We start from the raw sequence: 13934 nt of genomic DNA, 5'->3' as shown, positions 1-13934 counted from the left end.
CTCACCACTCCCCCTCAGCGTCGAGTTCGGCACGGATCTCACGGGCGAGTTCGCGGCTGTGTTGGATGTCGCGGGCGATGGTCTGGGCGAGCCAGGACTCGCCTGGGGTGTGGCCGTGTCCTGCGTAGGTCCAGTGGGCGATGACCAGGGTGGTCGCCTCGGGGTGGGTGTCGGGGTCGGGCAGGCAGAGGGCGGCGCGCTGCTGGGCGGCGCGGTAATCGGCGCGGACCTTGCGGAGTGCGCCGAGGGTGGTGGAGTAGCGGCGGGATTTGGTGGAGAAGTGGCCGCGGAAGCCGAGCATGTGGGCCCAGTCGCGTAGGCGGCGGTGGGGGTAGGCGTGGTGTAGGTCGAGGCAGGCTGCGATGAGCCGGGCGGGGTGGTCGGGTACGTCGAGTAAGCGGAGGGCTTCTTTGTTGCCGATGCGGCGGTCTACGGTGCCGGTGGTTTCGGCTGCTTTGGTTGCGTATTTGGCGACGTAGGCGGCGACGGCCCGTTCGGTGATCTCGCCGGTGTCGAAGGCTCCGATGGGCTGGATGTCGAGCTGGGTACCCCAGCGCAGGGGGCGGGCGGGGTGGTCTTGGGCTGCGGGCACGGTCACAGCGACGCGGGCGGCGGCCGCGCGGATGGCGTCAGTGAGCAGATCGAGAGTCGCCCAGGCAGGAGGCGGGGTGTCGGGCCCGTCTGGTCCGTCGAAGCGGATGACCGCGTGGAAGTGAACGGCACCGCGCTTTTGGTACTCGGCGACCTTGCCGAAGGACAGTCGGGACTGTTCACGAGCGGCGCTCTGGGTGAGTCCGGCGCGGCGGGCGATCTCGCGGCGCAGGTAGATCGTGAAGTAGCGCCACAGGTCGGAGGCGTGGTTGTTCCACAGCACCGCGCCTGTGTAGTCGTACGCCTCGGGGTCGAGCGGGGTGCCCAGCTCCGGGGCGGTCTCGCGGTGGCGGATGCCGCAGGCGCACGGTCGGTTGCCGGGGCGGTTGTGGACGGGCCCGAAGGAGGGCGCGGTGAGGGTGGCGAAGACGCGGGGGTGGTCGGCCACAGTGGTCGGCGTGCCCTTGCAAGGGTCTCCGACCAGTCCGGCGCGGATTAGGTGGTAGGTGTCGCCCGCGTAGGTCCAGGCGCAGGCGGGGCAGCGTGAGGCGCGTCGATTGCCGCAGGCGATGCGGAGCCTGCCGCCCGGTTCGGTGTCGGTGGCATAGGCGTGCAGGACCGCACCCGTAGACGGGTCGATGGTCTTGGTGGAGCCGACGAGGTGGATGGGGTCGGCGCATCCTCCGGTGCGGCGGATCTGCTCTTGCCAGCGAGCAAAGCCGGGAGCCCCGGCCACCTTGAGCGCATCGGTCAGGGTGGCCGGGGCCGGGCCCGCCAGGGTGGCGGTGTCGGTCATCGAGCACCGTCCTTGCGGGTCTTGCGCGGGGGGTCGGAGTGGAAGCGGCGGGTGCCGAGGTCGCGGCCCTCATGCTCCTGCCGGGGCGCGTTGGGGTTGCGGTCGTTCCAGTCCTCCGCGCAGACCTTGTGGACGGGTTCACCTGCGTGCGAACGCATCGGCGTGGGCTTGCCGCACTGAGTACAGGGGCAGTCGCCACCGTGGTCGTAGTGGTCGGCGGATCGCCAGTTCAGGAGTCCCACGGTCGTCACCTCCCTGCCCGTGCGAGGACCGGGCGGGTGGTGACAGTGCCGGTGCCGTGACAGGCCGGGCAGTGCACAGCTGCGGTGCGGAGGTGACCGTGGCGGTCACGGCCGCCGATACCGATGGCGACGACGGGGAAGCCGTCGCAGTCGGGGCAGCGGCGCACGGCCGGGGTGTGCTCGGGCATGATGGAGGTGTCCTTTCGGATCTGTTGGGTCTGGAAGGGGTGCGGCACCCGGGCGGCAGTTACTTGGCGGTTTCAGGCCGCCCGGGGGCCGGTTAGCGCTTGTGGAGGTCTTTGACGAGCAGGCGCAGGACCACGGCGCACACCGTCACGGAGATGCCGGTGATGGCGACGGCCAGAAGCATGGAGACCAGGACCGCGCCGACGACGAGGACGAGGCCTGCGCCACCGGCGGCGACCACAGCGAGACCGGCCGGCGTGAGGCGCAGACCCATGGCTGGGGTGGCCGGCACAGGAGCCGGAGCAGCGGCCGGGGCCGGAACGGTCGACTGCGTACCGTCGCTCAGCGGCGCGGTACTTGTGTCGGGCGGTGTGTCGAGGCTGGGATACTTGGGCTTGAGCACAGCTGGTTCTCCTTGGGTCAGGGCCTGCACTGATGGGTTCGGGCGGCGAGTTCGGCGGCCGAGCGGTCCGGGTAGTCGGCGGAGAAGCCACAACCGGGAGCGGTGCAAGCAGCTGCGTGACGGTCACGGCCCCGGCGGTCGAAGTAGGTGCCGACCTTCACCGGGCCGATGCGCAGCACGTCGCGGAAGCGGCTGGGACGCGGCATGGATCAGTCCTCCTGTCAGGTGAGTTGTGCGGCGATGGCGTCGGCCATGGCGGGCGGGACGCCGAGTCGGGACCGGAGCGTGGGGGTGTCGATCGCAGCCCCGGTACGGGCCTGATGCTCGGCAGCGACCTTGCGCGCGTGCTCCACCAGCGCCGCCGGAACCGGAACAGACGCTGGAGCCGGGGGAAGGGCCGCAGGCTCAGGCTCGACAGCCTCCGCAACCGGCTCGGGCCCGGCGGCAGGTTCGGGGTCCGACTCAGACACGGTCTCTGTCTCGGGCGCGAGTGCGGGGGCGCGGCTGGGGGTGTGGGCGAGGAGGGTTCCGCCGAGGAAGGCCAGAGCGGGCCATCCGGCGACCAGCATGCGCAGCCAGCCGGGAGGGTCGCTCAGGTCGAGGAATCCGGCGGTCGCGACGTTCGCCCCGAGCGAGGCGGCCAGAGCGATCAGGAACCAGCACCAGGCCAGGGCCCGCGCGCTGCCGGTACGCAGACGCCGCCAGGCGGCGACCAGCAGCAGGTCCACGGAGACCGGGTAGGCCCAGGCTTTCCAGCCGTCCTGTCCGGCGGACTGGGCGACGTCGTGCAGGTGGGCGAAGGACAACGCGGCGGCGATCACCGCCTGAACCAGCACCGCATCGAGCTTGAGCGGTCGGCGCATCATCACATCCACCTCCTTCTGGGGTCGGGCGCACCGGCCGGGCAGCGCATGAGGTCACCGCCCGCCCGGTGCGCAGCCGGGTGTCAGGCGGTGCCGGTGCCGAAGCAGGACCCGCACAGCGCGCTCTGCCGACTGTCGGTCTCGCGTCCCTTGCGCGCGCCGACCCGCACGGTCTCGCTCGTTTCACCCGTCCCGCCGCAGGTGGAGCACTTCGGCACAGCAGCGGTCTTGGCGGTGCGGCGGCTGGTGGTCTTCCGCGTGGCCATGGCGGTCACCGCGCCTGTGTGGCGTTGGGACGGGCAGCGGCGTAGGTCTCCAGGGCGGCGAGGTAGTCAGCCGTTGCGGCAGCCAGCGCCTTGGCAAAGGCCAGGTGGTCGGCGATGGGCACGGCGTTGAAGGCCGACACGCTCAGCGAGCAGCCGTTGCCGTCCAGGGCGAGGATGGGGGCGCGCTTGGTTCCGTAGTCGTGCAGGTGAACCCCGGTGTCGGCGTCGCCGTAGAAGGACATGATGGCGGACATCGCGGTCTTCTCCTTTCGGGTTTCGGGCATGGCTCGGGTAGGGACCTGGCGCGATGCGGTCGCGCCGACCGTGGGAAGGTGCGGGACTACTCGGCGGCCGAGGCCGCCTTGGCCAGCGACAGCGGCACGTCAACGGCCGCCGGGAGCGGTGTCGCGAGGTGCGGCCGGTAGGGCGCGAGCGCCGGAACGTCTGGTGTGAGGTGCGCGAAGTCGCGGCAGATGCGCGTGGCGTCGGTCAGGGACAGTTCAGGGGTGCGGATGCGGCACCAGCCGCCGGAGGCGTCCCCGGCAACGGCCGTGCCCGGACAGTCCGGAGCAATGGCGGTCGCGGCCATGGTCGCCTCGGGGGAGATGTCGCTCAGGCCCATCTCGGCGGTCTGCTTGTCGTTGACCCGGTGCACCACCCGGCCCGTGAGCTGCGCCCGCAGCAGGGTCGCACCCCTGCCCAGGTCGGAGCCGAAGCGCTGCCCGCACACCTCCAGGTAGATGCCGACTGCGCGGGCCATCTGCGCCAGGCGGACCATCTGCGTGACCATCTGGTCCCGCCGTTCCTCATCCTTCTTCACCGTGGTCAGGAACAGCTCCGCGACCTCATCCACCAGCAGCACCACCGGCACCGGCCGCACCGCCTCAGGCAGCTCCCACATATCCGACACCTGATGCTCAGCCAGCACATCGAAGCGGTCTTCCATCAACTTCACCAGCGCGTTCAGCAGCCCCAACGCCAGATCAGGCGTGGTCGCCAAAGCAGACAGACGAGGCGAGAAGCGGCCTTGTTCCACGCCGCGTTTGCAGTCGATGCCCACCAGCGCGACCGGCAGCCCGGCAAGGGCAGCGATCAGGTTGCGCAGGTACATGGACTTGCCCGACTGGTTCGCCCCCAGCGTCAGCGCGTGCGGCACCTTGTGGTAATCCCTCACGAACGCCGTGCCGTCCTCCCGCACAGCCACCGGCACCACCAGCGACCCCGAGACCGTGACCTTGCGCGGCATCCGCACCCGGCGCAGCACGTCATACCCGGTCATCCGCAGCTCGATCACACCAGGCTGTAACTCGACCATGGTCACCGAGTACACGCCCCAGGCGTGCCGCAGCCGGGCCGAGGCGGCAGCCACGTCCGCTGGTTCCAGGCCGGCCGGAAGCCTCAGCCGCACCGTGAACCCGACACGGCAGAACCGCAGGCGGCGGACCTTCGGAACAGCAGGCCGCACCTCGCGCCGCACCCCACGGGCCATCAACGCCCGCACCCGCGACGGAGCCACCGTCAGCCCGCACGCCTCCATCGTCGCCCGATAGGTGAAGGTGAACCGGCCCCAGGCCAGCGGCATCCCCACCAGCAGCCAGAACACATCCGGCCGACGCACACGCGCCCACACCACACCGCCCACCAAGGCGGCCAGCAGGGCCAGCAGAACGACCCCCCGCACGGCAGATCAGCCCTTGCCGTTCGAGGCGGCCGGCACGGCCAGCGGCGTGACCGCCACCGCCCGAAACGCGATCCCGTGACGGTTGTCCCGCTCCCAGTCCCGCGCCCGAAGCCCGGTCACCGCCACCGGCATCCCCGGCGACAGACCCATGTCAATCCCCGTGACCGGCACGGACACCTGATGGAGGTTCCCCTCCCCCTCATCCGAGATCAGCAGCCCCACGGTCACCAGCTCCGCACCGGTCTCCCGATCCCGCGCGATCTCACCGGTCTGCCGGTTCGCGACCTTCGGCGTCGGAGCCGTCGCCACAAACACCACAGCAGACGAAAGATCAATCTTGAAGGACGGCATTGCAACTCCACTTCTGTGAGCGGAGCGACGCGGAGCGCCGCTCCAACGATCTCCGGTTGCCGTCCCTGTTGATCGGCGGGGCATCCACACCGATGGGGGACGCAGCCAGCAACTGGCTTGAGCCAGTTGACCGACTGGCTCCAGTGAACTGGCTTGAGCCAGTGGAGTCAAGCCCTAAATCGACACTGGCTTGAGCCAGCGCTAGCCTGGCTGCGACGAACGGAGAAATGACCATGAGCGGAGAGGGCCAGGGCGACAGGCCGATCAGCCAGCAGATCGCAGAGGAGCTTCGGGCCGCCATCAACGACGGCACGTACCCTCCGGGCGGCGAGCTGCCATCGCAGCGCCGACTTGCGGAGCAGTACAGCGCGGCACGGAACACCGTCGCCGAGGCCCTGAAGCTGCTTGAACGGCAAGGTCTCATCACTTCCCAGTGGGGGCGAGGTGTCTTTGTGCGCGAGCACAAGCCACTCATCCGCCTTGGAAGCGATCGCTACTCACCCAAATATCGAGAGTCCGGCTTGTCGCCATTCCTCATCGAATGCGAGAAGCAAGGGAAGACCGGACGGTTTGATGTCCTGGGGATCGAAAAGGTGAAACCGGATAAGCGTCTCGCCGATCAGCTCAAGGTTTCCCCCAAGGCCAAGTCGGTACTACGCCGAGAGAACGTCTTCTACGCCGACGACGACCCCGTTTATAGAGTCACAACATGGATTCCCTGGAGCATCGCGCAAGGCACCGGCCTCGTTGAAGCAGAAGTACCGCATCAGTACGGCATTCACGGAATCTTTGAGGAGAAGGGGCATGTAATGACCCGCATCCACGATGAGATCACGGCAAGGATGCCGACCCCCGAAGAAGTCGGGCACCTGGAACTTCCGCAGGGTGTTCCCGTCATCGAGGTCATGCACACAAGCCTTGACCAGGACGGAGAGCCTTACGAGGTGACCCGCTTCGTCATGCGAGCCGACATGAACGGCCTCAGCTACAACGTCCCAGTGGAGTGACGATGGTAGACGCCGAAAGGTCAGCAATCATCCGCCCCCGACGTGAAAGCGATATCCCCAGGGCCGCGCTGGCACTGGTGCAGACCCACCACAGAGACGGATACCCCGTAGAAGGTGTGAACGCCCCGGAGCAATGGCTCACCTCGCCTCCTGCCCTCAATGCTTGGGTAGCCGACTTGAATGGGGAAATCGTTGGCCATGTCGCAATCAATCATCCGACCGAGGGTGACGCAGCCGTCAGCCTGTGGAAACATTCAGGCGAGGATGACAAGGCCCAGGCGGCAGTATTGGCACGCCTCTTCGTTGCTCCGCAAGCACGGGGAATAGGTCTGGGAAAGCTTCTCGTGGATGCCGCGACCGAATATGCGGAAACGAAGCGTCTGCGGCTGGTACTCGATGTGATGACGAAGGATAAAGCCGCGATACGCCTGTACGAGCGGCTCGGGTGGAGCCGCCTTGGGGAGGTCGTCCACACCTTCGGGGAAGGACAGCAGACGCCAGCGGTCTGTTATGTATCACCCCCCAACTAAGCACAGACGCCAGAGGAGGAGATATGGGAAACTTTGCGCTTTCCGTCCGCTTCACACTGAGGGAAGGGGCCAGCGCTGGCTTCGACGCTCTTGTAGAGCAGACGACCGCAGCCATCCGCGTACACGAGCCGCGCACTCTCGTGTATGCCTGCCACAGCGTCGAGGGCGCTCCCAACCAGCGGATCTTCTTCGAGCTTTACGCCGACCACGACGCTTTCGAAGAGCACGAGCGCCAACCACACACCCGCCACTTTCTTAAGGAGCGCACGAAATACGTCGCCGCAACCGAGGTGGACCGGCTGACGCCGTACGCGGGGAAGTACCCCTCTGAGGTGGCGAAGTGATCCGAGATCTTGTGCAGCTCTCAGGCCCACGTGCCCCCAAGGCTCTGGCAGAACTCGCCGAGCGAGCCGCAATCTCATGACGGCCAACAGGGGACCATGACTGGCCTGTTACAGGTTTCTCTACCTCATCAAGGCTCGCTTCGCTCGCTGCCCGGCCGTCTGCTCGGGCAGCGAGCCGGGCGCATCAGATCATCGCCTACCCGACCGCCGAAACACCGCGCCGGCGAACCCGGACACCCCTGCTTGCCCTGCTCGCTGATGTGCCCGATCGGCCCCCAACAGGCGAGCCACGGACACGGACACCGACACCCCGGCGGCAGCCGAAAGGGAGCACAGCACACTCGGACGCGCAGGCGTCCACGTTTCCGGCCTCCTGAACTGCAATGCAGTCTGACACCAAGGTCAGAGGTGCCGCGCACAGCGCGGCGGCGCCGGGGACGGCCGCCGCCGCTCCGCCCCTCCTTGTCTTCGCCACCGGGGCTGCGCGCCGTCGCCCACCCCGCGCCCGCAAAGGGGCGAAGACCAGGCCGGAGCTGGGTACGGGCGACTCCACGGCTTTACCCACCTGCCAGGACCGGGACCCGCGCCGGACACGACCAGGGGGCCAATCGGGCACATCAGCGGGCAGGCCAAAGGGCTGCCCGATTCCGCGGGCCAGCGTACGGCCCCCTGATCATGCCCGGCCCCAGCCCAGACAGGACACCGGCCAAACCCGCGCAGCCACCCTCGGGCCGTCTCTGGGCCGTGCGAGGCCGACCAACGCCGACAGACGACGACAGGCAGTCAGCGCGTCCATGCAGGTCAGCCAGCTCCCTTTTGAGATCAGTCGACTTGACGGAATACTGGAACCAGTTCTAGTTATAGTGGGCAATGGCCGTGCCGCCGACCGGAGACGAGACGCCCATGCCCCACGTCATCGCACACGGCGGAGGCGTCTGGTCCATCGCCGTGCCCATCCCCGACAACCCTCTCGGACACACGCTCGTCCATCTCGTCGACACCGGGCGCGGCCCCGTCCTCATCGACACCGGCTGGGACGACCCGGCCTCCTGGGACGCCCTGAACGACGGGCTGGCCGCCCTCGGGACATCGGCCGCCGCGCTGCACGGCGTGGTCGTCACCCACTGCCACCCCGACCACCACGGGTTGTCCGGGCGGGTGCGGGAGGCCTCCGGGGCGTGGATCGCGATGCACGCCGCCGACGCCGCGGTGGTGCGCCGCACCCGTGCCGCGGAACCGGGCCTGTGGCTGGACTACCTCACGGACAAGCTGGAGCGCGCCGGGGCTCCCGAGGAGCACCTCGCCCCGCTGCGCGCCGCCCGCTCGGCCGGGCGCTCCGGCGGGCTGCCCGGACTGCGGCCCGCGCTGCCCGACCGCGAGATCGCGCCGGGCGAGTTGCTGGACCTGGCGGGGCGGCGGCTGCGTGCCGTGTGGACGCCCGGCCACACCCCCGGGCATGTCTGCCTCCACCTCGAAGAGGCCCATCCGGCGCGGCTGCCGGGCCACGGCCGGCTGTTCTCCGGCGACCACCTGCTGCCGGAGATCACCCCGCACATCGGCCTGTACGAGGACCCCGACGACGCCGCGGTCACCGACCCGCTCGGCGACTACCTCGAATCCCTGGAGCGCGTCGCCCGGCTCGGCCCTGCCGAGGTCCTCCCCGCCCATCAGCACGCCTTCACCGGCGCGCCCGCCCGCGTACGGGAGTTGCTCGCCCACCACGAAGCCCGGCTGACCGCTCTGCTCGGGCTGCTGGAGCGGCCGCTCACACCCTGGCAGGCCGCCGAGCGAATGGACTGGAACAGACCCTGGGAGCGGATCCCTCACGGCTCCCGCAACATCGCCGTGTCGGAGGCCGAAGCGCATCTGCGGCGGCTGGTGAAGCTGGGCCGCGCCGAGGCCGTCCCGGGCAGCGGGCCCGCGGCGTACGTGGCCGTGTGAGGGGCGACGGAGGGGCGGGCACGGGTCCGCCGGATGGCCTGCCGGTAGAGTGTGCGAGTCGTCATCATGCGTGTACGGGGGGAAGCCGGTGCAGTTCCGGCGCTGATCCCTTCCCCCGGCCCGGCGCTCCGTGCGGGCCGGGGAAGCCCCATGCCGTGAGCCGTCTGCCTCGCAGACGGTGAGCCGGAATGCCCCGTATGCGTTCAATGACCGGCTCACACCGTCGGCAGCCCGCCGACGGTCGGCACCGTCGAGGTCATACGGAGCCGGAGCCCTGGTGCCCTCCGCGTGCCCGTGCCCGGCCCACGCAGGAGAGGCACAGACCGCCATGAACACCGCTCGCCGTCGCAGATCCGCCGGGCTCGCCGCCTTCGCCGCAGCCGGGCTGGTCTTCACCGCCGGCCCGGCCGCCGTGGCCGCGCCGTCCCCGACGCCCTCCGCCGCGCTACCGTCCGGCCTGTACGGCGAAGGCGACCCCACATACGACGGCGTCTGGCGGCAGTCCCTGGCGCTGCTCGCCCAGGACACCGTGGGCGTGCGCCCGGCCGCCAAGGCCGTCGACTGGCTGACCGGCCAGCAGTGCGACAGCGGCGGCTTCCCCTCCTACCGCGCGGACGCGACCGGCGACTGCGACGCCAAGCTGCCGCTGGACTCCAACGCCACCGCCGCGGCCGTGCAGGCGCTCGCCGCGCTCGGCGGGAACGACGCCGCCCTCGACAAGGGCGTCGCCTGGCTGAAGTCCGTGCAGAACCAGGACGGCGGCTGGAGCTACAACCCCGGCGGGCCCAGCGACGCCAACTCCACGTCCATCGTGATCGGCGCGCTCGCCGCCGCCGGCGAGAAGCCGGAAGCCGTGACGTCGAAGGGCGGCAAGACGCCCTACGACGCGCTGCTGACGTTCGCGCAGCCGTGCGACGCCGAGGAGGCCGGGGCGTTCGTGTACCAGCCGGGCACCCCGGGCCTCGTCGCCGACTCCACGGCCGCGGCGGTGCTCGGCGCGCACGGCGCGGGCCTGGTCGTCGCCGCGGGCGCGGCCGACGCCAAGGGCCTGGCCTGTGAGAAGGCGGCCAACGCGGCGGACGCGGCGCACAACGGCGCGGTGTACCTCGCGAAGGCGCTCGACGGGACCGGGCACCTCGACACCCCGCCGATGCCGGGCGCGGAGAACCCCGAGAAGAAGCCGGACTTTGGCAACACCGCCGACGCCGTGGTCGCGCTGCACGCGCAGGGCATGGGCGAGGCGGCGAAGAAGCCGCTCGCGTGGCTGCAGCAGAACGCGGACGGCTGGGCGAAGGAGAACGGTCCCGCCGCCTACGCACAGCTCATATTCGCCGCCCATGCGGCGGGCGCCGACCCCAAGAGCTTTGGCCCGACCGACCTGGTCGCCGGCCTGAACGCGACCGGCCCCGCGCCGGAGGCCGCGTCCCCGCAGGGCTCCGCCTCCGCCTCCTCCGAGGAGAACAAGGAGAAGAAGGACGAGGACAAGGACGACGACGGGTCCGGCGTCGGCGCGTGGTGGATCGTCGGCACGTTCTTCGCCGCGAGCGTCGGCGTGGGCTTCCTGCTGAGCGGCCGCAGGAAGAACCGGCAGCCGTGATGCGCCCCCGCCTCACCGCCGCGCTGTCGGTCCTGTGCGCCCTCACCGCGCTCACGGCGGCAGCCGTCCCGGCGCAGGCCGCGGGCTACCGCTACTGGTCGTTCTGGCTGGCGGACGGCGGACGGTGGATGTACGCGAACGAGGGTCCGGCGACCGCCAGGCCCGCGGACGGCTCGGTGAACGGCTACCGCTTCTCGGTCAGCGAGGACAGCGGCGACTCGGCGCAGCCGCGACAGGCTCCCGACTTCGCGGCGATCTGCGCGGACACGCCCGCGAAGGACGGCGTCAAGCGGGTCGCGGTCGTCGTCGACCCGGGCGTGCCCGCCGATGCGCCGGACGGCGAGACGCCTCCCGCGCCGCGGACGGCCTGCGCCCGGGTCGACGAGGACGCGACGAGCGCGGAGGCGCTTGCCGCCGTGGCCAAGCCGCTGCGGTACAACAGCGACGCGCTGCTGTGCGCGATCTCCGGGTACCCGAAGACGGGTTGCGGAGAGCAGGTGTCGGGCAGCGGCGACCCCGGCGGCGCGGCCTCCGGGGCCCCGTCGCCCGCGCCCGTCGCCTCCTCCGCCTCCGACGGGGAAGGGGACGGGGACGGGGAAGGCGGACCGTCGCTCGGACTGATCGCGGGCGGCGCGGCGGTGCTGCTGCTCGGCGCGGCCGCCGTATGGCAGTCCCGCCGACGCAGGCCATGAGCCGGGCCCACGCCCACCGCGGCGGCAGCCCGTACGGGCCCAACGCCCCGGACGGCCGCCCCGCCTCGGCGAAACGGTACGCCTCCTCCCCGGTACCCGAGCCAGCCAACGCGACTGAACCGACCGGCTCCTCCGCGCCGACCGCGGCCGACCGGCGCCACGACGCCGACGGCCTGTCCGGCCCGTCGGCCCAGACAGACACGTCGGCCCAGACAGACACGTCGGCCCGGACAGACACGTCGGCCCGGACAGGCGCATCGGTCCGGACAGGCGCATGGCGGGCGCGGCTGCGCGCACCCGTCGCCGACCGGGCGAACGCCCTGCATGCGGGGGCCTGGTGGCTGTGGGCCGTCGGACTGGCCGTGGGCGCCTCGCGCACCACCAATCCGCTGCTGCTGGCGCTGATCGTCGCCGTCGCCGGGTATGTCGTCGCCGCGCGCCGCACCGACGCGCCCTGGGCCCGCTCGTACGGGGCGTTCGTCAAGCTCGGGCTCGTCGTGATCGCCGTCAGAGTGCTGTTCTCCGCCGTGCTGGGCTCGCCGATCCCCGGGACGCACGTCCTGCTGACGCTGCCCGAAGCCCCCCTGCCCGACTGGGCGAAGGGCATCCGCATCGGCGGCCGGATCACCGGGGAACAGCTGCTGTTCGCGCTGTACGACGGCGTCAAGATCGCGACACTGCTCATCTGCGTCGGCGCGGCGAACGCGCTGGCGAATCCGGCCCGGCTGCTCAAGTCCCTGCCCGGCGCGCTGTACGAGGCGGGCGTCGCGGTCGTCGTCGCCATGACGTTCGCGCCGAACATGGTCGCGGACGTGGTGCGGCTGCGCACCGCCCGGCGGCTGCGCGGCCGCCCCGCCGGCGGCGTCCGGGCGATCGGGCAGATCGGGCTGCCCGTCCTGGAGGGCGCGCTGGAGCGGTCGGTCGCCCTCGCCGCGTCGATGGACGCGCGCGGGTACGGGCGTACCGCCGAGGTCCCACCCGCGGTGCGGCGTGCCACGCACGCGCTGACGCTCGGCGGGCTGCTGGGCGTGTGCGCGGGCTCGTACGGGCTGCTGGCCGCGACCGGTGCGTCGTACGGGCTGCCGCTGATGGCCGCCGGGCTGCTGGCGGCGCTGGCCGGGCTGCGGCTCGGCGGGCTGCGCTCCCCGCGCACCCGTTACCGTCCAGACCGCTTCGGCCTGCGCTCCTGGCTGGTCGCGGCCTCCGGTGCGGCCGTCGCCGCCGCTCTGGTGTGGGCGCGGGCGGCAGATCCGGTCGCGCTGCATCCCGGTGTCGTGCCGCCGGTCGCGCCGGCGCTGCCGCTGTGGCCCGCGGCTGCGGTGCTGATCGGGCTGCTCCCCGCGTTCATCGCGCCCATGCCCGCGGCCGCGCCTGCGCCCGTCTCATCTGTGAAGGAGCCGAACCAGTGATCCGGTTCGAGAACGTGTCGGTGGTCTACGGCGACTCCGACGGCGAGGCGCGCACCCCCGTCCTGGACGGGATCGATCTGACCGTGCCGGAAGGCGAACTGGTGCTGCTCGTCGGCGCGTCCGGTGTGGGCAAGTCGACGCTGCTGGGAGCCGTGTCCGGGCTGGTGCCGCACTTCACGGGCGGCACACTGCGCGGCAGGGTCACTGTCGACGGCCGCGACACTCGGACACACCGCCCTCGTGAACTGGCCGATGTCGTCGGCACGGTCGGCCAGGACCCGCTCGCGCACTTCGTCACGGACACCGTGGAGGACGAGCTGGCGTACGGGATGGAGTCGCTGGGCCTAGCGCCGGAGGTGATGCGCCGCCGGGTCGAGGAGACCCTCGACCTGCTCGGCCTGGCCGAGCTGCGCGACCGGCCGATCGCGACGCTGTCCGGCGGCCAGCGGCAGCGGGTGGCGATCGGCTCGGTGCTCACCCCGCACCCGAGGGTGCTGGTCCTCGACGAGCCGACGTCCGCGCTGGACCCGGCGGCCGCCGAGGAGGTGCTCGCGGTGCTCCAGCGCCTGGTGCACGACCTCGGCACGACGGTGCTGATGGCGGAGCACCGGCTGGAGCGGGTGGTGCAGTACGCGGACCAGGTCGTACTGCTGCCCGCGCCGGGCGAGGCCCCGGTGACCGGGGCTCCGGCCGAGGTCATGGCCCTCTCCCCGGTCCATCCGCCGGTCGTCGCCCTGGGGAGGCTCGCGGGCTGGTCCCCGCTGCCCCTCTCGGTCCGTGACGCCCGCCGCCGGGCGGCGGAACTGCGCGTCCGGCTGTCCGGGGCGGCTCCGCTCCCGCCGTCCGGGGCCCCCTCCCCCGCGGTCCGCCCGCCGGCCCCGACCCGGACCCCGGCCCCGGCCCCTGCCCCGGACGTTCCCGAGGCGCGGCCCCGTCCTTCGGGCGTCCTCGGCCGTCTCCTCCGCCGCCGCGGAGGCGCGGCCGTCGGAGGCGCGGCCGTCGGAGGCGCGGCCGTCGGAGGCGCGGCCGTCGCGC

18 protein-coding genes are annotated in these 13934 nt (G+C 71.4%); 8 read left to right on the top strand and 10 right to left on the bottom strand.

Annotated elements, in window-relative coordinates:
* Window position 1 precedes the first annotated feature (1 nt).
* From repSA to QCN29_RS31090, 10 genes are all read right to left on the bottom strand, one after another.
* Window positions 2-1387: a replication initiator protein RepSA gene (gene repSA / locus QCN29_RS31135; RefSeq protein ID WP_279932376.1), complete on the bottom strand. Its 1386-nt coding sequence runs from the start codon at window positions 1385-1387 to the stop codon at window positions 2-4.
* On the bottom strand, window positions 1384-1629 hold the full coding sequence (locus QCN29_RS31130; protein WP_279932375.1) for a hypothetical protein: 246 nt from the start codon (window positions 1627-1629) through the stop codon (window positions 1384-1386). Before QCN29_RS31130 ends, repSA begins: the two co-directional genes overlap by 4 nt.
* Window positions 1630-1634: 5 nt before the next feature.
* Window positions 1635-1817 carry a hypothetical protein gene (locus tag QCN29_RS31125; RefSeq protein WP_279932373.1) on the bottom strand — a complete coding sequence of 61 codons (183 nt, stop codon included), beginning with the start codon at window positions 1815-1817 and terminating at the stop codon, window positions 1635-1637.
* 92 nt (window positions 1818-1909) lie between these two features.
* A complete protein-coding gene (locus QCN29_RS31120) occupies window positions 1910-2218 on the bottom strand; it encodes a SpdD protein (RefSeq protein ID WP_279932372.1) in 309 nt (102 codons plus the stop codon).
* Window positions 2219-2235: 17 nt separating this feature from the next.
* On the bottom strand, window positions 2236-2424 hold the full coding sequence (locus tag QCN29_RS31115) for a mobile element transfer protein (RefSeq protein ID WP_279932370.1): 189 nt from the start codon (window positions 2422-2424) through the stop codon (window positions 2236-2238).
* 15 nt (window positions 2425-2439) lie between these two features.
* Window positions 2440-3084, bottom strand: a complete 645-nt coding sequence (locus tag QCN29_RS31110; RefSeq protein WP_398860328.1) for a DUF2637 domain-containing protein — start codon at window positions 3082-3084, stop codon at window positions 2440-2442.
* 80 nt (window positions 3085-3164) lie between these two features.
* On the bottom strand, window positions 3165-3347 hold the full coding sequence (locus QCN29_RS31105) for a hypothetical protein (RefSeq protein WP_279932369.1): 183 nt from the start codon (window positions 3345-3347) through the stop codon (window positions 3165-3167).
* Between the two features lie 5 nt (window positions 3348-3352).
* Complete coding sequence (locus tag QCN29_RS31100) at window positions 3353-3601, bottom strand: hypothetical protein (protein WP_279932368.1); 249 nt, start codon at window positions 3599-3601, stop codon at window positions 3353-3355.
* 86 nt (window positions 3602-3687) lie between these two features.
* On the bottom strand, window positions 3688-4950 hold the full coding sequence (locus QCN29_RS31095; protein ID WP_398860325.1) for an FtsK/SpoIIIE domain-containing protein: 1263 nt from the start codon (window positions 4948-4950) through the stop codon (window positions 3688-3690).
* A gap of 84 nt (window positions 4951-5034) precedes the next feature.
* Entirely contained in the window at window positions 5035-5379 is a 345-nt protein-coding gene (locus QCN29_RS31090; RefSeq protein WP_279932367.1) for an SCO3933 family regulatory protein, read from the bottom strand.
* 233 nt (window positions 5380-5612) lie between these two features.
* On the opposite strand from QCN29_RS31090, the gene QCN29_RS31085 reads away from it, so the two are divergent.
* The 8 genes from QCN29_RS31085 to QCN29_RS31050 all read left to right on the top strand — a co-directional run.
* A complete protein-coding gene (locus QCN29_RS31085) occupies window positions 5613-6386 on the top strand; it encodes a GntR family transcriptional regulator (RefSeq protein WP_279932366.1) in 774 nt (257 codons plus the stop codon).
* Window positions 6387-6388: 2 nt separating this feature from the next.
* Window positions 6389-6916, top strand: coding sequence for a GNAT family N-acetyltransferase (locus tag QCN29_RS31080; RefSeq protein ID WP_279932365.1), 528 nt, complete (start codon window positions 6389-6391; stop codon window positions 6914-6916).
* A gap of 23 nt (window positions 6917-6939) precedes the next feature.
* Window positions 6940-7260: a putative quinol monooxygenase gene (locus QCN29_RS31075; protein ID WP_279932364.1), complete on the top strand. Its 321-nt coding sequence runs from the start codon at window positions 6940-6942 to the stop codon at window positions 7258-7260.
* Between the two features lie 903 nt (window positions 7261-8163).
* Window positions 8164-9201 (top strand): MBL fold metallo-hydrolase, encoded by a 1038-nt coding sequence (locus QCN29_RS31070; protein WP_279932363.1) that lies wholly within the window; start codon window positions 8164-8166, stop codon window positions 9199-9201.
* A 328-nt stretch (window positions 9202-9529) separates the two neighbouring features.
* Window positions 9530-10798 carry a prenyltransferase/squalene oxidase repeat-containing protein gene (locus QCN29_RS31065; RefSeq protein WP_279932362.1) on the top strand — a complete coding sequence of 423 codons (1269 nt, stop codon included), beginning with the start codon at window positions 9530-9532 and terminating at the stop codon, window positions 10796-10798.
* Entirely contained in the window at window positions 10798-11490 is a 693-nt protein-coding gene (locus tag QCN29_RS31060) for an SCO2322 family protein (protein WP_279932399.1), read from the top strand. The genes QCN29_RS31065 and QCN29_RS31060 overlap by 1 nt, the downstream gene beginning before the upstream one ends.
* Window positions 11487-12899 carry an energy-coupling factor transporter transmembrane component T gene (locus tag QCN29_RS31055; RefSeq protein WP_279932361.1) on the top strand — a complete coding sequence of 471 codons (1413 nt, stop codon included), beginning with the start codon at window positions 11487-11489 and terminating at the stop codon, window positions 12897-12899. The genes QCN29_RS31060 and QCN29_RS31055 overlap by 4 nt, the downstream gene beginning before the upstream one ends.
* On the top strand, window positions 12896-13934 hold a 1039-nt coding region (locus tag QCN29_RS31050; RefSeq protein ID WP_279932359.1), incomplete at its 3' end, for an ABC transporter ATP-binding protein. The genes QCN29_RS31055 and QCN29_RS31050, both read left to right, overlap by 4 nt.

The sequence above is a fragment of the Streptomyces chengmaiensis genome, from assembly GCF_029846775.1.
GTDB classification, from domain to species: Bacteria; Actinomycetota; Actinomycetes; order Streptomycetales; family Streptomycetaceae; genus Streptomyces; species Streptomyces chengmaiensis.
Note: the sequence above shows the minus strand (reverse complement) of the source record. Positions and strands in the feature narration are given on the sequence as shown.